We start from the raw sequence: 25,628 nt of genomic DNA on the forward strand, positions 1-25,628 counted from the left end.
AGTTCCACCGGCACCAAACTCGCGACAGCCACCTTCACCAACACCACGGCAAGCGGCTGGCAGACGGTCAACTTTACAACACCCGTCACCATCACCGCCAATACCACCTATGTCGCCTCCTATCACACAACAGGCGCTTACGTCGCGACCAACAATTTCTACACAACGGCCGTCACCAGCGGCCCGCTGACGGCGACAGCCAGCGGCAATGGCGTCTACCGCTATGGCGGATCGGCCACGACAGGTATTTTCCCGAACGCCACCTACAGTGCCGCCAATTACTATGCCGATGTGGTCTTCCGCCCCTCGACCGCGAACAACACGACGCCAACGGCGGTTGCCGATGCTGGCGACGCGACCGAGAAGGGTGGGGTTGCCAATGGTTCGGGCGGTGTGGTTGCGAGCGGCAACGTGCTGACCAACGACACCGATCCGGATGCCGGCGACACCAAGACGGTCACGGCCGTGGTCTTCGGTTCGACATCGGGCACGCTCGGCACGGCGCTGAACGGCACCTATGGCAGCCTCGTGCTCAATGCATCGGGTGCCTACAGCTACGCCGTCAACGAGACCAATGCCGCCGTTCAGGGGCTGCGCCAGTCGACCAATACGCTGAGCGATGTCTTCAGCTACACGATGCGYGACACGGCCGGGGCCACCGCCACGGCCAGCCTGACCATCACCATCCATGGCGCCAATGACGCACCGGTGCTCGCCGTTCAGACGGCGACCCAGAACGCCACCGTCGGCTCTGCCTTCTCCTTCGCGGTGCCGACCACGACCTTCACCGATGTCGACAGCGGCGAGACGCTGACTTACTCGGCAACGGCTGCTGATGGCACGGCGCTTCCCGCCTGGCTGAGCTTCAATGCCACGACCCGGACGTTCAGTGGTAATCCGACGACATCGGGCACCTATGGTGTCAAGGTAACGGCGACTGATCTCGGCGGTCTTTCGGCCAACGAGACCTTCAGTGTCGCAGTGTCGGCAGCACCAACGACCTACAGCCTGTTCTCCGCCTCCAGCACGCCGACCCAGACGAACCTCAACGATGGCCAGCAGCTTGAGTTGGGCGTCAAGTTCCAGTCGAATGTTGGCGGCGACATTACCGGCATCAAGTTCTATCGCAGCGCCAACGACAACGGACAGAACGTCGTCGACCTGTGGAGTTCCACCGGCACCAAACTCGCGACAGCCACCTTCACCAACACCACGGCAAGCGGCTGGCAGACGGTCAACTTTACAACACCCGTCACCATCACCGCCAATACCACCTATGTCGCCTCCTATCACACAACAGGCGCTTACGTCGCGACTTCCCGAGCAATACCTATGATTCAGCCAATTACTACGCCGATGTGATCTTCCGCCCGCAGCTTGCCGCATGACCTATCACAAGGAGATTACGAAGGATTCGAATGAGGCTTATACGACGCAAACGCCAATCGCTCCGGGCGGCCATATCCAGGGCATGACGATGAACGGGATCGAGCGGCTGCCGGTGACCGTGCTTGCTGGCTTTCTGGGTGCTGGCAAGACGACACTTCTCAGTCACGTCCTGAACAACCGGGAGGGTTTGCGGGTTGCCGTCATCGTCAACGACATGAGTGAAGTGAACATAGACGCAAGCCTCATTCGAGACGGCGGCTGCAACCTTTCGCATACGACGGAGGCATTGGTCGAGCTCAGTAACGGCTGCATATGCTGCACCCTGCGCAACGACCTGCTGACGGAAGTGCGGCGACTGGCCGAAGCGGGGCGGTACGATTATCTGTTGATCGAGGGTACCGGCATCGCCGAGCCACGCCCAATTGCAGCAACATTTTCCTTCCGCGATGAAAACGGTGTTTCGCTTTCCGATTTTGCGAGGCTCGACACGATGGTCACTGTGGTCGACGCCGCGAACCTGTTAGTCGACTACGGTACTGCCGATCTGCTTGCCGACCGCGGCTTGCAACGCGACGGCGAGGACCGCCGCACCCTCATCGATCTGCTGGTCGACCAGATCGAGTTTGCCGATATCGTGGTGATCAACAAGATCTCGGACGCGACTGAAGAGGCCCGCGCGGAGGTCCGCAAGATCGTTGCGTCCCTCAACCCCGATGCACGCCAGGTGGAGACTGATCTCGGCAAGGTCTCCCTGGCAACAGTTCTCAATACCGGCCTCTTCGACGAAGAAAAAGCTGCTGCGCATCCCTTGTGGCACAAGGAATTGTACAGCCCGGGCGAACATGTTCCCGAGACGGAGGAATACGGGGTATCGAGCTTTGTCTACCGCACGAGGCGTCCCTTCGACCCCAAGCGGTTTCGCGCATTTCTGGACGAGCCCTGGCCGGGAGTGCTGCGCGCCAAGGGCCATTTCTGGCTTGCCACACGTCCGCGCCACGTAGGCCTGATGTCGGCCGCCGGGGTTCAGCGGCGCTGCGAACCCATGGGTCTCTGGTGGGCGGCCGTTCCGCGACAGGATTGGCCGAACCATCAACAGTTTCAACAACACCTGCAGAGCCGATGGGACAGCGCCTGGGGCGACCGCCGGCAGGAGCTGGTATTCATCGGCGTTGGCATGGACGAGACAGGCGTGCGGACCGCACTGGACGATTGCCTCGCGAGCGCCGACCCGCGCGACTGGGCGGCCCTCGAAGATCCGTTCCCGGCCTGGTAGGCGAAGCTCTCAGTTGTCGAGATAGCGTTCGGTCAAGCGCGCCCACATCGCGGCGCCCGCCGTCAGGGATTTGTCGGCAAAGTCGTATTTGGCGCTATGCAGGATCGCGGATTCCACACCATTGCCGAGCCGCAGGAAGCTGCCGGGTTTGTGCTCGAGGAAATGCGAGAAGTCCTCACTGCCGGGGATGAGGTTGCAGAGGGCTACCTTGTCGGCACCGACCAGCTCTTCTGCAACCTTACGGGCGAATTCGGTTTCCGTCTCCGAATTGACGACCACGGGGTGTCCGCGCGTGTATTCGATTTCCGCGGTTGCGCCGTAACCGTCTGCAATCGTCTCAGTGAGCCTGCGGATCCTGGCCTCCAAGGTGTCGCGCACCTTCGGATCGAAGGAGCGGATGCTGAGCAGCAGTTTTGCACTTTCTGGGATGACGTTTGCGGCTTCGCCGGCGTGGATTGCACCGACCGTGACGACGGCGGTCTGTGTCGGATCGATGCTCCGGGAGACGACCGATTGCAGGCTGACGACGAGGTTGCAGGCAACGACCACCGGATCGACGGTCAGATGCGGCCGCGAGGCGTGGCCGCCCTTGCCCCTGATGACGATCTCGGCGCTGTCGGCAGCGGCCATCAGCGGGCCCGATCGCATCAGCCAGGTGCCCTCGGGTGCGCCCGGATGATTGTGCAGACCGAAAATGACGTCGAAGGGGAAGCGTTCGAACAGCCCGTCGGCGATCATGGCGGGTGCGCCACTCAATGCGCCTGCCTCTTCAGCGGGCTGGAAAATCAGATTGACGGTGCCGTTGAAGCGGCGCGTGCGCGCCAGATATTCGGCTGCACCGAGAAGGATCGTCGTGTGGCCGTCATGCCCACAGGCATGCATCTTGCCGGCAACCGTGCTGGCATAGGGGCGACCGGTCTCCTCTGTGATCGGCAGGGCGTCCATGTCGGCGCGGATGGCGATGCTCTTCTTTCCGGCTCCGACCGTCATGCGCGCAACCACGCCATGGCCCCCGACATTGCGGGTCACTTCATAGCCCCAGGATTCGAGCTTTTCAGCAACGAAACGGGCTGTTTCGGTTTCCTCGAAGGAGAGCTCGGGGTGGGCGTGGAGATGCCGGCGGATGGCCGTCAGCTCCGCTTCCATAGGTTCGAAATCGGAGAGGCGGGCAAAATCATTGTCGAGGGACATGGCAATTCCAGTTTGATGGGCGCGGTATCGCCGGCCGGCTCACGCTAAAGCCAGCCCGCAGGGCAAGAGCATGGGAGCCGCCGCGCTAGATGAAGCGCGACAGGAAGCTTCTGGTACGGGGGTGCTGCGGGTTGCCGATCACGTCTTCCGGCTTGCCCTGTTCCACGACCTTGCCGCCATCCATGAAGACGACGCGGTCGGCCGCTTCCCGCGCAAAACCGATCTCATGGGTGACGACGATCATCGTCAGACCCTGATTTGCCAGATCCCGCATGGTAGCGAGAACCTCGCCGACCAGCTCGGGGTCAAGTGCCGAGGTCGGCTCGTCGAAGAGCATCAGCTTCGGCTTGATGGCCAGCGCTCGGGCAATCGCCACGCGCTGCTGCTGGCCGCCGGAAAGCTGACGCGGATAGCTGTCGGCCTTGGCCGAAAGCCCGACCCGTTCGAGCAGTCTGAGGGCATTTTCGGTTGCGACCTTTCGGCTTTCGCCATGTATGCCGACCGGTGCCTCGATGATGTTCTGCAGCGCCGTCATATGCGGGTAGAGATTGAACTGCTGGAACACCATGCCGATCTTGCGCCGCTGCAGAGCGATCGCATGGTTCGACAGCTGCAGCAGCCGGTCCTTATGCAGGCGGTAGCCGATCTGCTCGCCGTCCACCTCGATCGAACCCTGATTGATGGATTCGAGGTGGTTGATACAGCGCAGGAACGTCGACTTGCCGGAGCCGGAGGGTCCAAGGACGACGACGACCTCGCCGGGCGCAACGTCGAGATCGATGCCCTTCAGCACTTCCAGATCTGCGAAGGACTTGTGGACATTGCGTGCCTTGACGAGAGGCTCGATCGTGGAGATCTCGTTCATGCGCCTGCCTCCGTTGCCTGTGCCATGATGGCAGATTCCTTTACAGGCTTGGCAGCACCCGTGCGGCGATCGCCGCGGCTGTAATAGCGCTCGATATAGGCCTGACCGACATTGAGGACCGACGTGATGAGCAGGTACCAGAGGACGGCGACCAGCAGCATCGGCACGATCTCGAAGGTGCGGTTGTAGATCGACTGCACCGAATAGAGGAGATCGGCCATGGCGATGACGCTGACGAGGGAGGTGGCCTTGATCATGCTGATCAGCTGGTTGCCGGTCGGCGGAACGATCGAGCGCATGGCTTGTGGGATGATGATGCGGCGAAGCGCGCGGATGCGCGTCATGCCGAAGGCTTCCGCCGTCTCGAACTGACCCTTGTCCACCGAAAGCAGGCCACCGCGGATGATTTCCGCCATATAAGCGGACTCGTTAAGGGCGAGTCCCGCGATCGCGGCCGTCATCGGGCTGATCACCGAATTCGTATCCCAGCTCATGAAAGTCGGGCCGAAGGGGATGCCGATCGACAGCGTCGGAAAGAGCGTCGAAAGATTGTACCAGAAGATCAGCTGCACCAGGAGCGGTGTTCCGCGAAAGAACCAGATGAACAGAGAGGCGAGGGTGCTTGCGAGGTGATCCCTGGACATTCTCGCGACGGCCAGCACGAGGCCGAGAGCGATGCCGATGATCATCGCAACAACCGTCAGGCCAAGGGAGACGTAAAGGCCGCTGATGACGGTCGGGTCGAAGAAATAGTGTGCGACGACCGGCCAGCCGAAATTCTCGTTGTGCGCGACCGACCAGGCGCAGTAGGCGGCGATCGCAAGCGTGATGGCCCAGGCCGCAACGCGGCCTTTGGGGAAAGGCTTGTGGGCATGGGCCACGTCCCGGCTTCTCGCATCGCCAGGGGGCGATGCGAGTGTTTGCGTTTGTGTGCTCATTTCGGAAGCGTCCCACCGAGGTTGATGCCGGGCTCCTTGATCATGTTGTTCTCAAGGCCCCACTTCTTCATGATCGCGGCATAGGTGCCGTTGTCCATCAGCACCTTGACGGCATCGCGCAGGACCGGGCCGAGGGGCGAGCCCTTCGCGACAACCGCGCCCTGGTAGAGGTTCTCGAAGCCGTTCTTCTGTCCGACACCTGTCAGTTCCAGCTGGCCGTTGGCCTGGGACACGAAATAGGTGAGCGGTGCCTGAGAGGAGAAGAAGGCATCCGACCGCTTGGAGCGGACGGCCAGGATCGAGCTCGGCTGGTCGGTGAAGGACTGCACTTCAATCGCGCCCTTGCCATCGGTCTTGCACTTTTCAGCCTGCACCTGGATGACCTTTTCGGCCGAGCCGCCGGCCATGACGGCAATGCGGTTGCCGCAGGCGGTATCGAGGGAGCTGATACCCTTCGGATTGCCCTTCTGCACCGAGAAGACCACGAATTCCTGCACCCAGTCGACGAAGTCGTTAGACTCTTCGCGGCTCTTGAAGTCGCCGACGGGACCGAAGGCAAACTGGTAACGGCCAGAATTCACACCGGCGAGCAGCGCCGGCAGGCCGCCGACGGTCTCATGCTCGATCTTGACCCCGAGAACCTGGCCGAGCGCATCGGTGAGATCGGCGCTTGCGCCGGTCATCTCGGTGCCCGTGACGATTTCATAGGGAGGAAACGAGCCATTGTTGACGGAGATCATCTTGCCGGACGTGCGGATCGCTTCGGGCAACTGCGCATGGAGCGCATCGTTAACCGAAAGCTTGGGCGGGGCCGCGTCTTCAGCGAAGGCCGTTCCCGAGATCATCACCGCGCTCGTCAGAGCAAGGCATGCAATTTTCTTGATCGACATTGTTCATTCCCCTGTTTGGTTCGAATTATGCGTTTCGTCTTGCGTTCAACCGATGCGGCTACCGTCCACATCGAAGGAGAAGAGATCCTCCGGCGTCATCAGCTGCGGCAGGATGCCCTGGACGTGAAGCTCGTTGGCGAAATCGGCGATCATCTTGCGGTTGACCGCAAAGCCGCTGGCTTCCCAGCCGGCCGGAAGCTCGGCCGCAGACTTCAAAAGCTCGTCCATCATGAAGGGCGAGGTGTCTGCGTATTTGCGGCGTTTGCTCAGCCACATCCGCTGCGATTCATCGATCAGCTTGCTGAGTTCTTCGATCACCCACGGGTTCTGCGCGACGATGCCCGCTTTGATGCCGATCAGATGCATGCCTGGAACATAGCCCACATCAGCGAAATATCGACGTTCGGCACTTCTGAAATCGGAAACGACTTGCCGGAACGGCGATCCGCCGCCGAAGTAGCCGTCAGGCATGAAAGGCGTGAAGATCGCGTCAAGGAAGCCTTCCTCGAGCAGGTCGACCATGGGACGCTCACCGGGAGCCGCTTCGATGCGGCCGGGCCGGCCGAACCCGTCGAGGCGATCGACCACCGGATGCGCTTGCGTCAGGCGGCCCGCATACCACATGGCATCATCGACGCCGACACCCTCGCGGCGCAGCGCCGCCCTGGTCCATGTGTTTCCGGAGTCGCGCCATCCGGTGACGCCGATGCGCTTTCCGGCCAGTTCACCAAGTTCGGTGACGGGGCCGTCCTTGCGGGTGATGATGCAGCGGTGACGGAAGCCGCGCATGATGAAGTTCGGAATGCCGACGACGCTCCCGTCGCCATCGATGCGCAGCTGCGTATAGCGGCTGAAGGACATCTCCGCGACATCGTAGTCGTCGCTCTTGCCGAGATGCGAGAGCAATGTGCCGACGCGTTCGACCTTGATATCAAGCTTGGGAGAGGAGACATCGCCGAGAACCAGGGGCGTCATGTAGTCCCAGTCACGCAGGGCAAGTCGCAGGCTAAGAGGCATTGGCATTCACTCGCAAAGACCTTGTTTTCGAGATAATTAAATGTTCAAATTTGTCTGATCAAATGTTATTACGTTATTGAACATTAAAAGTGGTGATTAAATGAGCGATGTTGTCGATGCGGCGTGGTTTGCCCAAAAATTGACCGATCGGACAATTCGAGGAATTGCGATTGAAACCAGTGCCTTGATCCGGGCCGGGGCGCTTCCCGTCGGGACGAAGCTGCCGCCGATCCGCGATCTCGCCTTTGCGCTCGGAATCAGTCCGGCAACGATCTCAGAGGCCTGGAGCGAGCTGAGACGTCAGAAAATCATTAGCGGCAGGGGACGGAACGGCACCTGGGTGAGCGGCGACCGTTTCGTGGCAAAGCCAGAACGGCTCGGCAGTTCCGGCCGTTATGGAGCCGACGTGCTCGACCTGACATCGGCGGTACCGGATGTCCGGCTTTTGCCGCAGCTTACGCAAGCCATGGCCTACGGAGCGTCGGCGGAAAATCTCAACAGCTATGAGCGGAGCCGTATCCTTCCGGAACTCGAAGAGATTGTGCGAAAGACCTGGCCATACGAACCGGAGGCATTTCTGGCGACGAACGGGGGCTATAACGCAGTGTACACGCTCATCCAGGCGCTCGTCATGCCCGGTGCTTCCGTTGCGATCGAAGATCCGACCGCCATGCGGCTTCTTGATATTCTGGAGGATCGGGGCGTGCGGATCCTTCCGGTCCAGTGCGATAGGGAGGGGCCGCAGCCTGCATCTCTCGAAGCCGCGATGAAGCTGCGGCCCGTCGCCTTCATCTTTCAGCCGCGGCTTCACTCAGTGACCGGTCAGAACGTTAGCAGCGAGCGATTGCAAAGGCTTGGAGACATTCTCGACGGCACCGACACGTTGATCGTCGAGGATGACGGTGTCGCCGACATTTCCACGGCTCCGCGTCATTCACTCGGCGGCCGGTTTGCCGACCGGACAATTCATATTCTCTCTTATTCAAAGACGCATGGTCCGGATCTGAGGCTTGCCGTGCTCTCAAGCTCGCGGGCGATCGTCGAACAGATACAGTCCTACCGCAGCTTCAGCGCTGGCTGGACAAGCCGTATTCTTCAGGCGGCCACGGCTTGGCTTCTGAGGGATCCTCTGACGGAAGCCTCGTTGCAGCGCTCTCGTGACATTTATTTCCGGCGTCGGGCCGATCTGGTCGATGCCCTGGGCGAGCGTGGGATCGAGGCGCAGCATGGCAGCGGATTATGCGCCTGGGTGCCAGTCTCATCTGAACCCTTCGCGATGGTCACGCTGGCGGCGCGGGGTATCGCGGTTCATCCCGGTGCGAAATTCTCCATCCTTCCAAGCGCACATCTTCGCGTGGCAACGGCCATCCTATCGGATCGGGTAGATGCCGTGGCCGACTCGATCGCCCTCGCCGCCAGTCCGGCCTAGTCTTCGGCGTCCTGTGGCTTTCCTACAGTCACTGGCGCATCAGCGGCAGGGCCAATCAGTGCAGCTCGATATTCATGTCCGAAAGCAGAGGCTCCAGACCGGGAAGATCCGCATCGGTTGCCCTGCGCAGCTCGCGCGTGACCGCCGTCAATGCCGCGTCGAGAGATTGAGCGCTCGGTTCGATCTTCAAATCTTCAGCGACCGCTTTTGCATAGGTGATCATCCGAGCCAAAGCCATCAGCTCGTCAAGATTATCCATGGCTGCCGCCGATTCGTACAGGCGCTTTCCCGACCCTATGACCGACATATCGATTCTCCAGATTGCACAGACGACAATAAGGACAGTTCGGTACTAAAGTGTGTGAAAAACGCGTGAAACACTTTATAGGTGTAATGGCGCTCGAGCCTTTAAGCGGGTCAGTTGTTCTGACCAAAGCGTGGTTCTTCTGAATTCCCAGTCGCGATTTGTCGACACGCGCTGATCATCCCGGTCGCGAACAGCTTCGAGAAGAGCGAGGGCGTCGATCCGTTTCTGGTCGATCGCGTGCATCCTCAGCATGTCGAGCCAATACTGTTTTCGCGATGCCGGTATTGCCGCACATGCGCGAACGATGAGAGCCCAGGTTCTCTTTTTGAAGAAGAGGTTTAGAGCTGCCTGTTCGAGAGCCAGGCGAAAGGCCTTATCGAAGAGCCGCAGCCTTTCCATCTCGTCCAAAGTGCTTCTCACATTGACCATCGGCACGGTCAGCGCTCTGCTGCCCAATTCTATCGGCTCGCGTAGAAGCGCGACATCGGCATCATCGACGACGGCTCCGCTGACATAGTCGTTGTAAATCCGGCCAATGCCGATCATTCCAAACGCCCGGCATTCGGCTGCGCGCAGCGCCCCCATGCTGGCGGCGCCGAGGACCGTGACATTAAGGGAAAGGGCGAAGAGAATTTCCTTATGCCAAACCGGGGCGGTATTCTCAAAGCCGCCGTCTACCAAGCCAATGATGTTGGCGCCATCTTCCACCGCCCTTAGCACATCTCCCTGCACAGCCGGCGGGCGGAGAGCGATATCCGTGGCGGCGTGCTTGGCCGCGTCAGGCAGGCTCGGGCCAATGAAGACGACTTTCACGCGCGCATAGCCCTTGCAAGGGCCCGCTGGCCGAAACGATGAAGCCTGTCGCCTGCCGGGTTTTCAAGATCGGGTATGAATATCTTCACCACCGAAAATGGAAGGTTTGCTGGCGTCAGGGGGAGTGCGATTACCGAGCCGATCCCGCCGGCGCGAAGTCTCTCCAGCAATTCCTGCAACAGATCCGATATGGTCCCGGCTGGTCTTGCGATGGCGGCCGCGGAGACCGAGGCGGGGACGGCAAGAAAGGCACTGCGGGTCCGTATCGGAAGCGGTGTCGTGAACAGTTCGGGCCAGACATCGTCGCGGGCGCCGCTGATATAGGTCAGTCTCGACTGAAGGGCTTCCGTTACAGCGCGGATTGCCGCTCGCACGCCCCAGGGATGAGCGCCGCTTCCGCCTGTAACCTCGACGAACCGAAGCGGTATTTTGCCGTTGATTGTTGATGGAGCGACGAGCGCGGTAAAGCAGGGGATACCAATATCGCTCGTGATATCGAAGAGTTTCAAGATGAGCCCCGCGGCCTCGATCCTGTCGATCAGGTCTGAGAGCGCGGCATCGGCAAAACTTCTCGGATCGACGCAGGATGCGTCGCGCTGGTGATCGCTGACGATCTGCCACAGGACGTGGGCATCGCGCTCGATGCGCTCCAGGATGCCGTGAAACATTGCCTCTTCAAGTGTATTGCCCGAGGCAAGCCCGTCCGACGACATCCAGAAACGGTTCGGTCGCGTCCGATCGAGGAGGGCGGCATCCTGTGGAACATGGATCGGTCGATCGTGAAGCAATTCGGTTGCCAGGCTCCAGGTCAGCACCTCGTCTTCGCCCACGGTCTGCTCTCCGCTTGCGATCAGGCAATCGAGCGGTTCGGCGCAATCGCCTCGGCGTCGCAGGTCACGCGCCGATGAAACCGTAGTGGTGGTGATTGGCTCACCTGCCACAGCGCGCTCCAAGGCTTCCATCGCCGCCGAGACCTTGGCGTCGATATCCTCAAGTCCTTTGCCTTGAGCGATGACAATGGAGCGGGAGTTTGGCGTATAGGCGCACCAGACCGGAAGACCGACACAATCAAGATCGGTCTGTCGTGACAGGCGCGTGATGCCCATCGCCTCCAAATAGGGCGCGACGCGGGACAACGTGTCCCGCGGCGCAATCGTTCGATCGGAATAAAGGTCGGATTGACCGGTCAGCGTCGCGCGCCTTAGCCGTCCACGTGGCCGGAGAAGACCGTATCAGCCGAGGAGACGGCAATTGCGAAATCGACATTCTTGATGAATACGCCGCCGGCATCGCGCTGCTTGACGGCTGCCGCCAGATCACCGCTGGCAGGCACCTGCACCGGTGTTACGGTGCCCGCGGCGATATCCACGAGCCAGAGTCCCTTTTCGCCTGTTACGCCCAATACAACAACTTTTGCCATAGTATTTCTCCCTTAGGTTTTTGAAAATCCGGCCTTGAAAAGACCGTCCCGGTAAAGCTCTTTTTGCCACCGCTCCTTGAAAGGCACCAAGGCGAGCCATTTCTCGACCTCGAAAGCGGGATTGAGGAGCTCGGCGCGTTGCCGATAAAACTGCGCCCGTTTTCGATCGCCGATCATCGCGCAGCTGGCCGCCGCAATGCGATAGGCTGGTGCCTTGTCCTTCATCCGATCGACAAAGCCGAGCGCGTCTTCGTAGCGTTCAAGGAAGTAGCTCGCCCCGGCCGCGCACCAGAGGTAGGCGTCGGGTGCGATCGGATTGAGCGAGATGGCTTTCTTGATTTTCTCCAGCGCATCTTGCGGCCGCGATGCATGGACCAACGTGTCCGCATGGCTATAGATCACATCGGCATAATGCGGGCTGAGGCTTTCGGCGAGGTCAAGTGCTGCAACGCTGTCATCGACCGCTCCCCGGTAGAGCTTCGCAACACCCAGTTCCCGATGCCCGGCTGCCGATTCCAGATCCCTCTCTATCGCACGAAGCGCCTGATCTTCCGCAAGCTGCAGCAGGGCGGGATCGCCTTGCGCAGTCACCAGCCACTCGCTGGTGAATGTCCGCGCCAGGCCTGTGAAAGCAGGGGCATAGTCTGGCGAAAAATGCAGTGCGCGCTTGAAGGATTTCCGGGCACGGCGGATGTCCGGCAGGCTGAGCTTGGTGAGCAGGCCTGCGCCAACGAGATAGGAATGATAGGCCTGCGGATCAGCCTCATTACGAAGGCGAATGCTTTCATTTCGTTTCAATTGTCCGGAGACGGCGTCGGCAAGTCTCTGGGCAATCGAGCGCCTCTGCGCCGGCAGCGTTTCTACCGCCATGTCAAATCGTGCCGCCCACAAAATCTCGTCGGTTGGAAAATAGATAAGTTGCGCATACAGGCCCTCTCCGGAAAGCCGCGTATCCAGGAGGTAGGAAATCGAGTGCCGCTGAACGATCGTGGCCTTGTCGGAGTCGCGACGAATCTGCTCGGCCGTATGGGGTGCGACGACGGATATGTTGCGCAGGGCGCAGAGCTCGATCGTGACATCCTCGATGAGGGCGTCAGCAATTGACGCCTCCCGCGACAGCGCCGTTGCACCCGGAGGCAGCAGCACAAGCCGCGGTGTTGATGCTGCGGTTATGATTTGCGGAATTCCGGCGTCTTGTTGCTCGGCGATGCGGCTGCTTGCCATTGCCACGGCGCGCGCCGCCTGTGGCCGGTATTGCGAATGATCGTCCGCCGTACCGCGAAGGACCGAGCGGATCTGCTCGTCACCGGGAAAGGCTTCAAGAAGCTGAAGTCCCGAGCGGCGCAGAAGGCGACGTTCCTCGTCATCGCGGATATGATCCGCGGCCTTGACGAAGATATCCCGCAGGGTGAGCAGATGGAGCTGCCGTTCGCGCTCGATCCACCCATCGATTGCTCTGGTTGACGCGTTCAGACCGGGAATGAAGCCACGTTGCACGAGATCGCTGACGGCCGCCAATTGCGCAACCGGCTGTTCTTCCTGGCGCAATATGTCGAGATCAACCGATAGGACATTCTTGTTCAGGGTGACGAAAGGCGGCCCGAAATTCAGGATCTGTTCGTCGGATGTCGTCGTATCGCGAATGCGCGATATCAGCTTCCGCAAATTGAGATCTGCAAGATGATCTCCCGTCTCGTTCCACAAGAACCGCGCAAGCTCTTGTCGGCTGCGCTGCTGGTCCGGTGAGCAATGCAGATAGGCAAGCATCACCAGGGCTTTGACCGGATAGCGGATCGGCGCGCCCAAGCTGTCCGTCAGTCGCAACTCGCCAAAGGTCTGGAGGTGAACCACAAGAGCCCTCAGGCGCCGGTTTCGGGATGGATGATGTCGTCACTGTCAGGCTGTGTGCTCCTGGCCAGGCTCTTGGCAAGGGCAACGAGCTTCTGCCGGATAGCCGGGCTCTCTATCGCCATGAAGGCTCGGTTGAGGGCTTGGGCATCCTTCGACGTCAAGAACGCATTCAGATCATCCTTGCCGTTGCTGACAAGGTTATAGGTGGTCGGCTCGGTGTCATTTTCGAAGAAGAATTGAACGGGTACGCCCAATGTCTCGGCGATCGTTTGCAATCGGCTCGCGCCAATGCGGTTTATGCCTTTTTCGTATTTCTGGATCTGCTGGAAGGTAACGCCGATTCGCTCCGCAAGCCCGACCTGCGACAGCCTGAGCAACTTGCGGCGTGCCCGCACCCTGCTGCCGACATAGGTATCGATCGATGTGGGCGACTTGGCCTTCATGGCTGGAACCTCCGGTCAATGGCGATCATTGCGAGGTTTGCGCCAAAATGCAACCGAAAGTAATATAATAATTTCTGTGATCGAGGCTGCAGCACCAGTAACGTTTTGTTGAAAATAGCCTTTTTTGTCGGAATCATTCGGTTGAACAATGTCTGACCTGAGCCAGGACAGTAAAAATAGTGGCTGCGAACTGTAAATCCGGGAAAAGCTTCCCTTGTCCGCTTTCGCGTGAAATAGGGCAGGGTGCTTTCCTCGCAGGATAAGGCGTGGAAAAAAGATTCCTGAAGTTCGTTTGCGAGAAGGGTTGCACGAGCAGCTCCGACGATCGGTCCAAGGTCGTGCAGCCGAACCGACTGGATGAAGTCGGGCATAACAAGGATTGCTCAATGCGCGCCGCGATGGCGCCATTTCGCCAGTATAAAGGCCTGATGTGTCGCCATCCACAAGAGCGTGGACCTCCTTCTTCGTGATCGTCAATTTTGGCTGAGGCAGATTGATCAGAGTCCTTGCCGGATCTGGGTGGGGCACTGTAGGGAAGGTCCTCCACGGAGAACGTTATGGGCAGGACCATCAAACGAGACGCAGATCTACTCATCACCGACGAGAAAGAGCCGGTGAAACACAGGCTGYGCGAGCGAGGTGCTGCCGAACGGCCGGTGGAGCTCGAGAATTTCCTGAACCTGCTGGCCCGCGCGATGCTGCATCCTTCGGCCTCGACGATGGCGAGTTTTGTCGCGGGAAAAGTCTTTCAAAAGCTGGAACGCACGGGAACGCTACGCGACAAGCGGCCCCCCGATACGGGAATCCCTTCAGGCCTCGAGGCGGCTCTTCAAAATGCAATCGCTGCTCGAGACATCTACGCCGAAGTGGCGCAAAGTGTTTGGCGTCTTGCGGAATCGCTCGTTTGGATCAGAGGCAGAAGCGGACCATTTGCCAGCCTGAATTTTGAAAGAGCCCATGCGCATAGCGTGATTGTTGGCCCGGGAGGCCTGGAAGACCGGGCGGATATCCGGGTCGGCCTGACCTACATGGAACCCTATAGCCGTTTTCCGGATCACGTGCAGCGGTTTTCAAGGGCCTTCCTGCCGCTTTCTCCCTGCGAGCTTTCGATCGCCGGGGAGAGCTGGTTTTCGACCGGAATAGGCGGCGTCTTTGCCGCTGAAGCGGGCCAGGCATTTGCCATGCGCTGCACCACCACCCCGCTTCTGGCGGTCTGGTGTCACGTTGAAGAGATCGGAAGGTGAATGGCAAATTTGCCGAGCTGGTCGTGAGGGGTGTTTCTCTGTTGCTGCAGCGCTCCAGATATTAGAAAGGCGCAAACACGTTGTTGATGCCGGAAAGCCGCTAATTGAGGGAGACGTTCCATGACTGCACCGCATCCTCCAAGAACCCATATCGGCAATCATCCTCTGCATCCGGAAACCCAGATGCTCAACTATGGCTATGATCCGGAACTCTCCGAAGGTGCGGTCAAGCCGCCCGTCTTCCTGACGTCCACCTTCGTTTTCAACTCCGCCGAAGACGGTCGCGATTTCTTCGACTATGTCTCCGGCCGGAAAGAGCCGCCGGAAGGCAAGGGTGCAGGTCTCGTCTATTCGCGCTTCAATCATCCCAACAGCGAGATCGTGGAAGATCGTCTGGCGGTCTACGAGCGAGCCGAGAGCGGCGCGGTGTTTTCATCGGGAATGTCGGCCATCGCGACGGTACTGCTCGCCTTCGTTCGTCCGGGAGATGCGATCCTCCACTCGCAACCGCTTTATGGCGGGACGGAAACATTGCTTGCGAAGACCTTCCTCAATCTTGGCGTTGCCGCCGTCGGCTTTGCAGATGGCGTCAGCGAGGCCTCGGTAAAGGCTGCGGCCGAGCAGGCAATGGCCAAGGGCCGTGTTTCGATTATCCTCATCGAGACGCCGGCAAACCCGACCAATAGTCTTGTCGACGTCGCGATGATCCGACGGGTTGCAGATGTGATTGGTCAGAAGCAGGGCCATATACCTATCGTCGCCTGCGATAACACGCTGCTCGGCCCGGTCTTCCAGCGCCCGATAGAGCATGGCGCAGACATTTCCCTCTATTCCCTGACCAAATATGTCGGCGGCCATTCGGACCTGATCGCCGGAGCAGCACTTGGCAGCCGGGCGTTGATCAAGCAAGTGAAGGCGCTTCGCGGTGCCATCGGCACGCAGCTCGATCCGCATTCATGCTGGATGCTCGGACGCTCGCTCGAAACGCTGCAGATCCGCATGGAGCGGGCCGACAGCAATGCGAAGGCAGTGGCGGATTTCCTGAGGCAGCACCCCAAGGTCGAGACGATCCATTACTTGCCTTACAGCGATCCCGGCTCTGCTGTCGGCAGGACATTCGCTGCCCAGTGCAGCGGCGCCGGTTCGACATTCTCATTCGATATCCAGGGCGGCCAGCCGGCCTCGTTCCGGTTTCTCAACGCGTTGAAGATCTTCAAGCTTGCCGTCAGCCTCGGCGGAACGGAATCCCTGGCCTCGCATCCGGCAACCATGACCCATTCTGGCGTACCGGCCGAGGTACGCCAGCGCATTGGTGTTCTCGATGCAACGATCAGACTGTCGATCGGCATCGAACATCCGGATGATCTTATCGCCGATCTCACCCTGGCACTCGACGCAACGTAGGTCGCAACCTTCAGCGTCGCTGCCAACAGCGCACCGGATGACGCTGGGAAATGCGCGCGTAGCCATTGCCGTTGGAGCGCGGCGCGCCATCTGATTGCTCCTGGCAACAGCTTGACGGGAGGGTCAGATGGCATCGAATGAGGATCGTATCAGACAGCGCGCCTACGAAATCTGGGAACGGGAAGGTCGGCCACACGGCGAAGATCTGAAGCATTGGCTCCGGGCGTTTCAGGAAATCGCGGCGAGCGGCGAGTCTAACCGTCAGCCCGCCAAGAAGTCTCGCCCAAAAAAGGCCACCACTGCTGGCACTCCTGCGAAGCCGAAAAGCACAGCGAAGGCTAAAAGCGTTGGGAAGACCAAGAGCGATGCCCAGAGTGTTTCTACGACACCTCCGCCGGCGAAGCCCGCCAGAGCTTCCGGGGGCGTCACCAAGCACTGAGGCAATCTGGCCGATATCGCGCGCCGACCTTTAGCTCGTGTCCTGTGCTGTCTTCTTGTGTCCGATAGGTCGTGCCTGTCGGATACGACGAACCCAGGTCTCGAAATGCGGCTGCGCGGCCAGAAACGTCGGCGAGTTCTCGACAACTGTACCCATCCTTCGAGCCCCGGCTGGATGATATCCGTCACCGATCTCGGTCGGCCAAGCGACAGCCTTTGGACGGGACTGTAAGGGCGGCACATGGCGGCCACGGCGAGAAAGCAGAATTCGCCTTGGGCAGGAGTTCCCATCTTGCAACATTGACATAGTACCTACTAGAAGGTAGGCGTTGATGTGGTTCTGAATGCATCATCTTAACGCTGGAGACTCATATTTGAAACTACCGACTAGTAGGTATTTAGTGTCGGTATCACACGGCTTCCAACTGACCCAAACAACCGAGATCGATTATGACGACAAGTTCTCTCACGGGCCTCGGCACTTCCATGCCGGGCAACACGACCACCGCGCAGCAGAAGGCGATGGTGAATTATGACGACTTCCTGCAGCTCCTCATCGCGCAGTTGAAGAACCAAGATCCGACCGACCCCGTGGATGCCAGTGAACAACTGGCCCAGCTCGCCAGCTTCTCGCAGGTCGAACAGACGATCCAGACGAATCAGAAGCTGGATGCCCTGCTGGCAGGTTCCAGCCTCGCTCAGGCCGAAGGCTATATCGGCAAATATATCGAGAGCGCGGATGGCACGGTCAAAGGTACGATTGCTTCCGTCAAGATCTATAGCGACGGAATCATAGCCACAACGACGGAGGGCGGGAAGATTCTTATCCAGCCTGGCGTCAGCCTCTCGCAACCGGACGGTGGCAACGCAGCGAACGAAGGACCCTGACCTTCACCGAGGCACTTTTGCGCCGCGGAAAGATCTTTCGGGCAAAGATCTTCGGCGAGTGCGACACATCTGCGAAACCAATCGTTGATCGGCTGTCTCCGTCAAAGACCCGCAGTGCCCTTCCCATCTGACGCGCTCCAGCGCAGCCAGGGTTACGGGAGTTCACCGGGTCAGCCGCGCTTGCTTCCATGATCGATGTGGCCACAGCAGGCATCCTGCCGCCGGGAAGAAAATATGACCATTGAGATTCTTTTACCGCTGTTTCTATTCGTTTTTGCGGCGACCATCACACCCGGCCCCAACAACATTATGGTCATGACATCAGGGGCAAATTTTGGACTTAAACGCTCGCTGCCGCATCTCCTCGGAATTTCGGGAGGAGTTTCGGGAATAGTCCTCGTGATGGGCCTGGGTCTTATAACGCTTCTGGACGCCGCTCCGTTTCTGGTTGGATTATTTGAAATCGCGTCAGTCCTCTATCTTCTGTGGCTTGCATACAGGATCGCAACTGCGCAGGCGGCGAGAAACAGCGCCGCGGGGGCAAGGCCCCTATCGTTTGTCGGTGCCGCGGCCTTTCAGGTGATCAATCCCAAGGTCTGGGCAACCGGGGTGTCGGCGATAACCCTGTTTGATCCGGATCGTTCGATCGGTGCGGCAATGATAATTGCTGCTGCCTACGGAGTCATCGGTCTCCTATCCAACGTGATCTGGGCCTGGACCGGCACAGTTCTCAGGGGATGGTTGTCGATCGGGCGCAGGTTGAGGTTCTTCAACGTTACGGCTTCTGGCCTGCTCGTTGCGTCCCTCTACCCCGCCGTTCATCATGTTCGGGATATTTTCCAAAATTAAAAGAGGAAGCGGGGTTGATTATCTACCTACTAGAAGGTAGAAATTATCTATGAGCAATCTTTCGACTACCTATGACGAAATCCTGGACAGTGCAGAAAAGCTGATCGTATCGGGCGGCTATAACGGGTTCAGTTATGCCGACATCGCTGCCGTTGTCGGAATCCGCAAAGCCAGCATCCATCATCATTTTCCAAGCAAGGTCGATCTGGTGCGCACGCTTGTCGCCCGCTATCGCGCAAGGGGCGAGACTGGTTTGGCCGAGGTTGAACGCAGGTTCAGCGATCCGCTCGAGTTGCTGAAGACCTATGCCGGTTTTTGGGCGCAATGTATCGAGGATGCGAGCCGTCCATTTTGTGTCTGCGCGCTTCTTGCAAGCGAGCTGCCCGCCCTTCCTTTGGAGGTGGCGATCGAAGTGCGGGCCTATTTTCAGCATCTCTCCGGATGGCTGACATCGGTCATCGAGCGCGGTGACCAGCAAGGATCCCTGGTAATCTCGTGCCCGGCCCGCATAGAGGCGGAGGCTTTCATGGCCACTGTCCATGGCGCAATGCTATCGGCACGAGCCTATGGGACGCCCGCTGTCTTTGAACTCATTCTCGAGCCTAGTCTTCAACGGCTGCGGCCGCGATGATCTCATTCCTGTCGGCGGGGCGGTGCGTCGACGGAAATATCTGGCAAAATAGCGCCGTCGAAACTACCAACTAGTAGGTAAGGAACCTCACATGTTGCGCAGACTTCTTCCAGTCATCATGGTCGCCGGCTTGGCCGGCATTCCGGCAACCCTTGTTTCGCCAGCCTCTGTCCAAGCCGAAGAGAAAAAGGCCGAACTCCACATCCGAGGCAGTGTCGTCGACTTCGCAGGTTCTAACTTGAAAGTGAAGACGCGCGAGGGAGAAACCGTCGATGTCGCTCTCGCGGACGGCTGGCAGGTTGCCAGCGTCGCCAACGCAAAGGTCAGCGACATCCAGCCCGGAGACTACGTAGGCATCGCCTCCCTGCCGAAGGATCAGGGTGGAGATGGCGCTCTCGAAGTTCTGATCTTTCCGCCCGCGCTCAAGGGAGCCGGCGAAGGAAGCTTTGGCTGGGATCTCAAACCCAACAGCAGCATGACCAATGCCACGGTCGCCGATGCGGTCAAGGATGTCGACGGACGGACCGTTACCGTGTCCTACCACGGCAAGGAAAAGAAGATTTCCATTCCGGACGGCACTCCGGTGGTGACGATCGCCCCTGCAACCAAGGACGACCTGGTTGCAGGGGCGGTGGTCTTCATATCGGCCGAGAAGGCTTCGAGCGGCACAGTCGCGCATCGCGTTATCGTCGGCAAGAATGGCGTGGTGCCTCCCATGTGAGCCACGTCGCCGCCGGTCGGCTTCCGCCCCCATTGGCCGACCGGCGGCATCCAGCATTGCAATACACCCAACAAATCAACCCGACCGGAAGGCCGCATCCGTGAGCGACAGTCCCGACAACGACAATATGCGATATCCCCGGATCCTGATGATCCATCGTCATTCCCTGGTCACGCGGCTGACGCATTGGCTGAACGTCATCTGCCTGAGTGTCCTGCTCTTAAGCGGATTGCAGATTTTCAACGCTCATCCCGAACTTTACTGGGGGCACTATGGGGCAGACGGGGATCCAGCTGTCCTGACGATCGGCTCGAGCGGACAGGGCGACGATATCAGTGGTTTCGTCCGGATCGCCGGCGTCGAGGTGCCGACATCAGGTGTTCTGGGCGTCTCGACCTTCGAGGGGAAACCGACGCCGCGGGCATTTCCGACCTGGGCAACGATCCCGTCCTTTCAGGATCTCGCAACCGGCCGCCGCTGGCACTTCTTCTTCGCCTGGGTGTTTCTCGCCAACGGCATTTGCTACGTTGGCTTCGGCATCCTGAGCGGCCATTTTCGGCGTGACCTCGCACCGRCGCGCAGGGATCTTTCCCCGCGTCATCTGTGGCGCGAAATCCTCGACCACGCACGTCTGCGCTTCCCGCGAGGGGAAGAAGCGAAGCGCTACAATGCGCTCCAAAAGCTCACTTACCTTGCGGTGATCGTCATTCTGCTGCCGACGATGTTGCTGACCGGCCTGACAATGTCTCCCGGCTTTGATGCGATCGTGCCTGCCCTGGTGGATATTTTCGGCGGGCGCCAGTCGGCGCGCACAATCCACTTCGTGACCGCAACGCTTCTCGTCCTCTTCGTGCTCGTCCATGTGACGATGGTCGTGCTGTCGGGAACCTGGAACAACATGCGCTCGATGATCACGGGTCGCTATGCCATCAGAGAAAAAGGTCCACATTCATGACGCGTCCCTTCCTGACCCGCAGGCGCTTTCTCATCGGCAGCACGCTCGGCGCCTCTGCACTCACGCTCTCAGGCTGCGACATACTGGAACAGAACGCGGGTGTGGCCAGCGTTATCCGCTCGGCCGAAAATCTGACGATGAAGGCGCAAAGGCTGCTGCAGGGACGCGATGCTCTCGCCCGCGAATTTGCCGAGACGGATATTTCTCCCTCTTTCCGCGTGAACGGCACGAGCGCGCCTGACAGCGAGGACTATGCCGAACTCGTCGAAGGCAAATTCGCAAACTGGCGATTGAAGATCGACGGTCTCGTCGATCGGCCCCAGGAACTCTCCCTCATTGACCTCAAGAGGCTTCCGGCTCGCACCCAGATCACCCGCCATGACTGCGTCGAGGGGTGGAGCGCAATCGGGAAATGGACGGGAGTTCCGCTTGGGGCCGTCCTGAGCTCGGCAGGACTGAAGCCGAACGCTCGATTTGCGGTCTTTCACTGTGCCGACGAGCTGGAGAAGACACTTGATGGAAGTGGCCGCTACTATGAGAGCATTGACCTCATCGACGCGTTCCATCCGCAGACCATCCTAGCCTATCAGATGAACGGGAAGGATCTGTCTGTCGGTCATGGCGCGCCGCTCCGGCTGCGGGTCGAACGGCAACTCGGCTACAAACAGGCCAAATACATCATGCGCATCGAGATCGTCGACAGCTTTGCCGGCCTGTGGGGCGGCAATGGCGGCTTCTGGGAAGACCGAGGCTACGCGTGGTACGCAGGGATCTGAGCGATCCCGTGCCCTCTTGCGATAATCGTCTTGTATTGAAGTCATCAGGAAAGGCAGTTCGGGATCTCTGCCCTTGGCTGCTCAAAGCCAGTTGATCCGTTTTAGGACCATCAGCGTTGCAACGGACGTGACCGCAACAAAGCCAACGATGATGATGAAGGCCCAGGTATCGTTGACGCCAGGGATACCGCCAACATTCATGCCGAAAAGACCGGCGACCACGCTCGGCGGTAGCAGCAGGGCGGCGAGCGCGGCGAGGCGATTGGAATTGCGGGCAATCCTTTCGCTGATGACCGTGGACAGGTCGTCATGAAGAATGCCGGTACGGTCACGGATGGCGTCGAGATATTCGATGAAGCGCATCAGCTTGTCGATGACCTCGCGGAAACGCAACTTGTCGCGCTCCTTCAGCCACGGTGCGTCGTCATGCTCGATGCGGTTCAGGGCGTCGCGCTGAGGGGCGAGATAGCGCCGAAGCTGCACGGACCGGCGGCGAAGCTGCTTCAGCCGCTCGCGGACTTCGCTGGCTTCGCCGTGAAAGATCAATTCATCCAGCTCGTCGACCTCTTCGTCCATCGTGTCGAGCACCGGTTCGAGGTCGCGAACCAGCTTTTCGCTGACAAGAGCGAGCAGTTCCCCCGTCTGTTTCGGGCCCTTGCCCTTGTCGAGCGCAAGGCGGATATCGCGCAAGGCGGTGATATAGTGGCCGCTGTCGCGCAGGGTCACCAGCCGGCGCTGATCGGCCCATACGTGAAGGGGAACGAGATCGATTTCCGCCGACCTGACCTCCGCCTCTTCCGGCGGAGCGGCACAGACGCCGCGAAGAATGATCAGCAGCCCGTCATCGATGGCTTCGACGCGCGGCCGCGTTTCCTCTTCCAGCAAGGCGTCGGCGACGAGCGGGTCGAAACCGCCTCTGCTCGTCACCCATTCGGCAGCGGCTGGATGATCGCGTTCGAAATGCAGCCAGATGACGCCGTCATCCGGCGTCCATCGGCGCACTGCTTCCATGTCGAGGGTGCGACAGCCGCCATTGCCGTCAAGAAGCACGGCGAAACGCAAACCCGGCTCGACGCCGTAACTTGCGATGCTCACCACCTGCTCGCCCATGAATAACCTCCAGCAGCCAAAGCCCACCTCCCGTAAGCACAGATCAACAGCTTAGCGAGTCGCTGTCAGGCGGCAAGATGGTCTGTGCCCGGAGAACAAGGCTGCAGGCATTCGTCTGAACTTGAGGTGCTAGATCGAATTCCATAAATCCTGGTCGCGCCGGCGATTTTGTCGCGGGATACATTCTGTCTTCAATTGATCGCCTACCGGCCGCGGCCGATGCTCGCATACATGCCGGTCGTGCGAAACTCCGTCGGCGTGATGCCGTAAACGCGCCGGAAGACCTTGGCGAAGTAATTGGCGTCTTCGAAGCCGCACATGATCGAGACTTCCTTGACCGGCAGGAAATCCGCCTTGGTCAACAATTTTGCGGCGCGTTGCAGGCGCTGCTGCAGGACATATTCGGCGGGCGGCACGCCTTCGCTTTCGGCGAAGCTGCGAGAAAAGTGGGCGCGGCTCAAGCCGACGATCGCCGCAAGCTCGCTGACCGGAAGCGGTTTTTCCAGATTGGCGTTGATATGGTCGGTCACCGCCTGCATGGCGCGTTGTTCGGCCATCGAGGCGGAGGCGCCGAAGATGTCATCATAGAGCGCCATGGCGGCTTCATAGGCGACCGCCGAGGCCGAGCCCGGTGTGTTTGCGCCTTTGACGAGCCGCAGGCTGCAGTCCGCCAGATGATCGATGGTCGATTGCTGCAGCTTGAAGACCGGCCCGGCGAGTGCCAGCACCATCTTGTGGATGCGCAGCGTTTCTTCACCGTTCATCGAGATCCAGAAATATTCCCAGCGGTCGCCCTTTTCCAGCCAGTAGCGGTGATTGTGCGGCACGAGCACCATCATCGTGTCGCCGCTCTGGAGCTTGTAATTGCGATTCTGGTAGCGCAGGCGGCCGGTGCCGCTGATCGTATGCTGCAGCACCGTGAAGGGTGTCAGGCCGCGCTTCCTGCCGTCCCAATCATAGGTCTCGTTTTCACGCACCTCGTAACCGGCGCTTGTGGGCATGGCATGCAAACGCTGGCGTCCGCGCGGCAGCGAAACGGTTCTCATCGACTGGCCGTTGGCGATCAAATCATGCAGCACAAAATTACCCTCGAAAGCATAATCCTTCTCTGGCCGCTCCTGCGAATATGCGCATAATCCCCTCTCACAAGAGGAAGAGATCGCGGTCGAAAGAACGGCCGGGAGGAATACAGGCGCTATTTACCGGTATTTTCAGACGATGTGCGAAAGCATGCCGCCTGATCCTCCTTTGCCGTCTTTTTACCTAGCATTTGATCGGATCGAGGTGAAGGATATGAGTTTCAAAATCGCTATTATCGGGGCAGGCAGTGTCGGTTTCACCAAGAAGCTGTTCACGGACATTCTCTGCGTGCCGGAATTCAAGGACATCGAATTCGCGCTGACCGACCTCAGCGAGCATAACCTCCAGATGATCAAGGCGATCCTCGACAAGATCGTCGAGTCGAACAAGCTGCCGACGAAGGTGACGGCCACGACAGATCGCCGCAAGGCGTTGGAAGGCGCGCGTTATGTCATCAGCTGCGTGCGCGTCGGCGGGCTGGAAGCCTATGCCGACGACATCAGAATTCCGCTGAAATACGGTATCGACCAGTGTGTTGGCGATACGATCTGCGCCGGCGGCATTCTCTATGGCCAGCGCAATATTCCCGTCATCCTCGATTTCTGCAAGGATATCCGCGAGGTCGCAGCACCGGGCGCGAAGTTCCTGAACTATGCCAATCCGATGGCGATGAACACCTGGGCGGCCATTGAATATGGCAAGGTCGATACGGTCGGCCTCTGCCACGGTGTCCAACATGGCGCCGAACAGATTGCCGAAGTGCTGGGCGCCAAGTCGCAGAGCGAGCTTGACTACATCTGCTCCGGCATCAATCACCAGACCTGGTTCGTCGATCTGCGTCTCAACGGCCGCAAGATCGGCAAGGATGAGCTGGTCGCCGCTTTCGAGGCGCACCCTGTCTATTCGCAGCAGGAGAAGCTGCGTATCGACGTCTTGAAGCGCTTCGGCGTCTATTCGACGGAAAGCAACGGTCATCTCTCCGAATACCTGCCCTGGTATCGCAAGCGGCCGGACGAAATCACCCGCTGGATCGATATGTCGGACTGGATCCATGGCGAGACCGGCGGCTATCTGCGTCACTCGACCGAGACCCGCAACTGGTTCGAGACGGAATTCCCGCAATTCCTCGCTTCGGCCGAAAAGCCGATCGATCCGGCCAAGCGCTCCAACGAACATGCAAGCCATATTCTCGAAGCGCTGGAAACCGGTCGTGTCTATCGCGGTCACTTCAACGTCAAGAACACCGGTGTCATCACCAACCTGCCATCCGACGCGATCATCGAGTCGCCCGGCTTCGTCGATCGCTTCGGCATCAACATGGTCTCCGGTATCACCATTCCAGAAGCCTGCGCGGCGACCTGCATCTCGTCGATCAATGTCCAGCGCATGTCGGTGCATGCGGCGGTTACAGGCGATATCGATCTCCTAAAGCTCGCCGTACTGCACGATCCGCTGGTTGGCGCCGTCTCCACCCCGGAAGAGGTCTGGCAGATGGTCGATGAAATGGTGGTCGCCCAGGCGCGCTGGCTGCCGCAATATGCTGATGCCGTTCCGGCTGCCAAGGAGCGGCTGGCAAATTCCAAGGTGAAGACGAGGGAGTGGGAAGGCGCTGCGCGCCGCCATGTCCGCTCCATCGAGGAACTTCGCGTTGAAAAGGCCGCGCTGAAGCAAGCCGTTTAAGTCAGGTGAGGGAGGCTGCGGCGGTT

At 59.5% G+C, this 25,628-nt stretch carries 26 protein-coding genes and 1 pseudogene; 13 read left to right on the forward strand and 14 right to left on the reverse strand.

All coding sequences use genetic code 11. The features are described from left to right. Nucleotides 1-1,388: pseudogene (locus AC1DF8_RS09625) on the forward strand (DUF4082 domain-containing protein); the annotation flags it as partial. A gap of 89 nt (nt 1,389-1,477) precedes the next feature. Further along, the gene (locus AC1DF8_RS09630; RefSeq protein ID WP_478153700.1) at nt 1,478-2,662 is read left to right on the forward strand and encodes a GTP-binding protein; all 1,185 of its coding nucleotides are present in this window, start codon (nt 1,478-1,480) and stop codon (nt 2,660-2,662) included. Nucleotides 2,663-2,671: 9 nt separating this feature from the next. On the opposite strand, the gene AC1DF8_RS09635 is transcribed toward AC1DF8_RS09630, so the two are convergent. The 5 genes from AC1DF8_RS09635 to AC1DF8_RS09655 all read right to left on the reverse strand — a co-directional run bounded on the left by AC1DF8_RS09635 (nt 2,672) and on the right by AC1DF8_RS09655 (nt 7,563). Beyond that, entirely contained in the window at nt 2,672-3,853 is a 1,182-nt protein-coding gene (locus AC1DF8_RS09635; protein ID WP_478153172.1) for a M20 aminoacylase family protein, read from the reverse strand. Between the two features lie 85 nt (nt 3,854-3,938). After that, nucleotides 3,939-4,718, reverse strand: a complete 780-nt coding sequence (locus AC1DF8_RS09640; RefSeq protein ID WP_018115311.1) for an amino acid ABC transporter ATP-binding protein — start codon at nt 4,716-4,718, stop codon at nt 3,939-3,941. Beyond that, nucleotides 4,715-5,656, reverse strand: coding sequence for an amino acid ABC transporter permease (locus AC1DF8_RS09645; RefSeq protein ID WP_029616495.1), 942 nt, complete (start codon nt 5,654-5,656; stop codon nt 4,715-4,717). The genes AC1DF8_RS09640 and AC1DF8_RS09645 overlap by 4 nt, the downstream gene beginning before the upstream one ends. Beyond that, the gene (locus tag AC1DF8_RS09650) at nt 5,653-6,546 is read right to left on the reverse strand and encodes an ABC transporter substrate-binding protein (RefSeq protein WP_478153175.1); all 894 of its coding nucleotides are present in this window, start codon (nt 6,544-6,546) and stop codon (nt 5,653-5,655) included. Before AC1DF8_RS09650 ends, AC1DF8_RS09645 begins: the two co-directional genes overlap by 4 nt. Before the next feature lie 45 nt (nt 6,547-6,591). Beyond that, on the reverse strand, nt 6,592-7,563 hold the full coding sequence (locus tag AC1DF8_RS09655) for a substrate-binding domain-containing protein (RefSeq protein ID WP_478153177.1): 972 nt from the start codon (nt 7,561-7,563) through the stop codon (nt 6,592-6,594). Nucleotides 7,564-7,663: 100 nt separating this feature from the next. Here AC1DF8_RS09655 and AC1DF8_RS09660 point away from each other — a divergent pair, with 100 nt between their 5' ends. Beyond that, the gene (locus AC1DF8_RS09660; protein ID WP_112971792.1) at nt 7,664-8,992 is read left to right on the forward strand and encodes an aminotransferase-like domain-containing protein; all 1,329 of its coding nucleotides are present in this window, start codon (nt 7,664-7,666) and stop codon (nt 8,990-8,992) included. 55 nt (nt 8,993-9,047) lie between these two features. Here AC1DF8_RS09660 and AC1DF8_RS09665 read toward each other — a convergent pair whose 3' ends face one another. The 7 genes from AC1DF8_RS09665 to AC1DF8_RS09695 form a co-directional block, all read right to left on the reverse strand. Then, the gene (locus AC1DF8_RS09665) at nt 9,048-9,299 is read right to left on the reverse strand and encodes a hypothetical protein (protein WP_112546366.1); all 252 of its coding nucleotides are present in this window, start codon (nt 9,297-9,299) and stop codon (nt 9,048-9,050) included. Nucleotides 9,300-9,374: 75 nt separating this feature from the next. Next, nucleotides 9,375-10,112 (reverse strand): TfuA-like protein, encoded by a 738-nt coding sequence (locus AC1DF8_RS09670; RefSeq protein ID WP_478153180.1) that lies wholly within the window; start codon nt 10,110-10,112, stop codon nt 9,375-9,377. After that, nucleotides 10,109-11,266: a YcaO-like family protein gene (locus AC1DF8_RS09675; protein WP_478153702.1), complete on the reverse strand. Its 1,158-nt coding sequence runs from the start codon at nt 11,264-11,266 to the stop codon at nt 10,109-10,111. The genes AC1DF8_RS09670 and AC1DF8_RS09675 overlap by 4 nt, the downstream gene beginning before the upstream one ends. A 47-nt stretch (nt 11,267-11,313) precedes the next feature. Beyond that, nucleotides 11,314-11,532: a hypothetical protein gene (locus AC1DF8_RS09680; protein WP_007815536.1), complete on the reverse strand. Its 219-nt coding sequence runs from the start codon at nt 11,530-11,532 to the stop codon at nt 11,314-11,316. Between the two features lie 12 nt (nt 11,533-11,544). Beyond that, on the reverse strand, nt 11,545-13,383 hold the full coding sequence (locus AC1DF8_RS09685) for a peptide antibiotic resistance protein (protein WP_113115709.1): 1,839 nt from the start codon (nt 13,381-13,383) through the stop codon (nt 11,545-11,547). Between the two features lie 8 nt (nt 13,384-13,391). After that, nucleotides 13,392-13,826: a helix-turn-helix domain-containing protein gene (locus AC1DF8_RS09690; RefSeq protein ID WP_112546370.1), complete on the reverse strand. Its 435-nt coding sequence runs from the start codon at nt 13,824-13,826 to the stop codon at nt 13,392-13,394. After that, nucleotides 13,823-14,197, reverse strand: a complete 375-nt coding sequence (locus AC1DF8_RS09695) for a hypothetical protein (protein WP_113213103.1) — start codon at nt 14,195-14,197, stop codon at nt 13,823-13,825. The genes AC1DF8_RS09690 and AC1DF8_RS09695 overlap by 4 nt, the downstream gene beginning before the upstream one ends. A gap of 186 nt (nt 14,198-14,383) precedes the next feature. On the opposite strand from AC1DF8_RS09695, the gene AC1DF8_RS09700 reads away from it, so the two are divergent. The 9 genes from AC1DF8_RS09700 to AC1DF8_RS09740 all read left to right on the forward strand — a co-directional run bounded on the left by AC1DF8_RS09700 (nt 14,384) and on the right by AC1DF8_RS09740 (nt 21,732). After that, entirely contained in the window at nt 14,384-15,070 is a 687-nt protein-coding gene (locus AC1DF8_RS09700; protein ID WP_478153183.1) for a dimethylsulfonioproprionate lyase family protein, read from the forward strand. Between the two features lie 120 nt (nt 15,071-15,190). Then, complete coding sequence (locus AC1DF8_RS09705) at nt 15,191-16,474, forward strand: cystathionine gamma-synthase family protein (protein WP_478153185.1); 1,284 nt, start codon at nt 15,191-15,193, stop codon at nt 16,472-16,474. 127 nt (nt 16,475-16,601) lie between these two features. Further along, complete coding sequence (locus AC1DF8_RS09710; protein WP_478153187.1) at nt 16,602-16,913, forward strand: DUF2934 domain-containing protein; 312 nt, start codon at nt 16,602-16,604, stop codon at nt 16,911-16,913. A 449-nt stretch (nt 16,914-17,362) separates the two neighbouring features. Further along, nucleotides 17,363-17,800 (forward strand): flagellar hook assembly protein FlgD, encoded by a 438-nt coding sequence (gene flgD / locus AC1DF8_RS09715; RefSeq protein WP_478153189.1) that lies wholly within the window; start codon nt 17,363-17,365, stop codon nt 17,798-17,800. Between the two features lie 234 nt (nt 17,801-18,034). Further along, a complete protein-coding gene (locus AC1DF8_RS09720; RefSeq protein WP_478153191.1) occupies nt 18,035-18,649 on the forward strand; it encodes a LysE family translocator in 615 nt (204 codons plus the stop codon). A gap of 49 nt (nt 18,650-18,698) precedes the next feature. Then, nucleotides 18,699-19,280 (forward strand): TetR/AcrR family transcriptional regulator, encoded by a 582-nt coding sequence (locus AC1DF8_RS09725; protein ID WP_478153193.1) that lies wholly within the window; start codon nt 18,699-18,701, stop codon nt 19,278-19,280. 118 nt (nt 19,281-19,398) lie between these two features. After that, a complete protein-coding gene (locus AC1DF8_RS09730; RefSeq protein ID WP_478153704.1) occupies nt 19,399-20,001 on the forward strand; it encodes a hypothetical protein in 603 nt (200 codons plus the stop codon). Nucleotides 20,002-20,128: 127 nt separating this feature from the next. Further along, the gene (locus AC1DF8_RS09735) at nt 20,129-20,956 is read left to right on the forward strand and encodes a cytochrome b/b6 domain-containing protein (RefSeq protein ID WP_478153706.1); all 828 of its coding nucleotides are present in this window, start codon (nt 20,129-20,131) and stop codon (nt 20,954-20,956) included. Next, on the forward strand, nt 20,953-21,732 hold the full coding sequence (locus tag AC1DF8_RS09740; protein WP_478153195.1) for a molybdopterin-binding protein: 780 nt from the start codon (nt 20,953-20,955) through the stop codon (nt 21,730-21,732). Before AC1DF8_RS09735 ends, AC1DF8_RS09740 begins: the two co-directional genes overlap by 4 nt. An 81-nt stretch (nt 21,733-21,813) precedes the next feature. On the opposite strand, the gene AC1DF8_RS09745 is transcribed toward AC1DF8_RS09740, so the two are convergent. Together AC1DF8_RS09745 and AC1DF8_RS09750 are read right to left on the reverse strand one after the other, a co-directional pair. After that, nucleotides 21,814-22,842 (reverse strand): zinc transporter ZntB, encoded by a 1,029-nt coding sequence (locus AC1DF8_RS09745; RefSeq protein WP_112546380.1) that lies wholly within the window; start codon nt 22,840-22,842, stop codon nt 21,814-21,816. A 203-nt stretch (nt 22,843-23,045) separates the two neighbouring features. Then, nucleotides 23,046-23,921: an AraC family transcriptional regulator gene (locus AC1DF8_RS09750; RefSeq protein WP_112546381.1), complete on the reverse strand. Its 876-nt coding sequence runs from the start codon at nt 23,919-23,921 to the stop codon at nt 23,046-23,048. A gap of 214 nt (nt 23,922-24,135) precedes the next feature. On the opposite strand from AC1DF8_RS09750, the gene melA reads away from it, so the two are divergent. After that, nucleotides 24,136-25,602: an alpha-glucosidase/alpha-galactosidase gene (melA, locus tag AC1DF8_RS09755; protein ID WP_113014680.1), complete on the forward strand. Its 1,467-nt coding sequence runs from the start codon at nt 24,136-24,138 to the stop codon at nt 25,600-25,602. Nucleotides 25,603-25,628: the final 26 nt, after the last annotated feature.

This window comes from Rhizobium sp. 05N49 (assembly GCF_056396805.1).

Coding starts and splice junctions, on each gene's coding strand:
- AC1DF8_RS09630 (WP_478153700.1), top strand. CDS start 1,478: ATGAACGGGATCGAGCGGCTGCCGGTGACCGTGCTTGCTGGCTTTCTG.
- AC1DF8_RS09635 (WP_478153172.1), bottom strand. CDS start 3,853: ATGTCCCTCGACAATGATTTTGCCCGCCTCTCCGATTTCGAACCTATG.
- AC1DF8_RS09640 (WP_018115311.1), bottom strand. CDS start 4,718: ATGAACGAGATCTCCACGATCGAGCCTCTCGTCAAGGCACGCAATGTC.
- AC1DF8_RS09645 (WP_029616495.1), bottom strand. CDS start 5,656: ATGAGCACACAAACGCAAACACTCGCATCGCCCCCTGGCGATGCGAGA.
- AC1DF8_RS09650 (WP_478153175.1), bottom strand. CDS start 6,546: ATGTCGATCAAGAAAATTGCATGCCTTGCTCTGACGAGCGCGGTGATG.
- AC1DF8_RS09655 (WP_478153177.1), bottom strand. CDS start 7,563: ATGCCTCTTAGCCTGCGACTTGCCCTGCGTGACTGGGACTACATGACG.
- AC1DF8_RS09660 (WP_112971792.1), top strand. CDS start 7,664: ATGAGCGATGTTGTCGATGCGGCGTGGTTTGCCCAAAAATTGACCGAT.
- AC1DF8_RS09665 (WP_112546366.1), bottom strand. CDS start 9,299: ATGTCGGTCATAGGGTCGGGAAAGCGCCTGTACGAATCGGCGGCAGCC.
- AC1DF8_RS09680 (WP_007815536.1), bottom strand. CDS start 11,532: ATGGCAAAAGTTGTTGTATTGGGCGTAACAGGCGAAAAGGGACTCTGG.
- AC1DF8_RS09690 (WP_112546370.1), bottom strand. CDS start 13,826: ATGAAGGCCAAGTCGCCCACATCGATCGATACCTATGTCGGCAGCAGG.
- AC1DF8_RS09695 (WP_113213103.1), bottom strand. CDS start 14,197: ATGCCCGACTTCATCCAGTCGGTTCGGCTGCACGACCTTGGACCGATC.
- AC1DF8_RS09705 (WP_478153185.1), top strand. CDS start 15,191: ATGACTGCACCGCATCCTCCAAGAACCCATATCGGCAATCATCCTCTG.
- AC1DF8_RS09710 (WP_478153187.1), top strand. CDS start 16,602: ATGGCATCGAATGAGGATCGTATCAGACAGCGCGCCTACGAAATCTGG.
- flgD (WP_478153189.1), top strand. CDS start 17,363: ATGACGACAAGTTCTCTCACGGGCCTCGGCACTTCCATGCCGGGCAAC.
- AC1DF8_RS09720 (WP_478153191.1), top strand. CDS start 18,035: ATGACCATTGAGATTCTTTTACCGCTGTTTCTATTCGTTTTTGCGGCG.
- AC1DF8_RS09725 (WP_478153193.1), top strand. CDS start 18,699: ATGAGCAATCTTTCGACTACCTATGACGAAATCCTGGACAGTGCAGAA.
- AC1DF8_RS09730 (WP_478153704.1), top strand. CDS start 19,399: ATGGTCGCCGGCTTGGCCGGCATTCCGGCAACCCTTGTTTCGCCAGCC.
- AC1DF8_RS09740 (WP_478153195.1), top strand. CDS start 20,953: ATGACGCGTCCCTTCCTGACCCGCAGGCGCTTTCTCATCGGCAGCACG.
- AC1DF8_RS09745 (WP_112546380.1), bottom strand. CDS start 22,842: ATGGGCGAGCAGGTGGTGAGCATCGCAAGTTACGGCGTCGAGCCGGGT.
- melA (WP_113014680.1), top strand. CDS start 24,136: ATGAGTTTCAAAATCGCTATTATCGGGGCAGGCAGTGTCGGTTTCACC.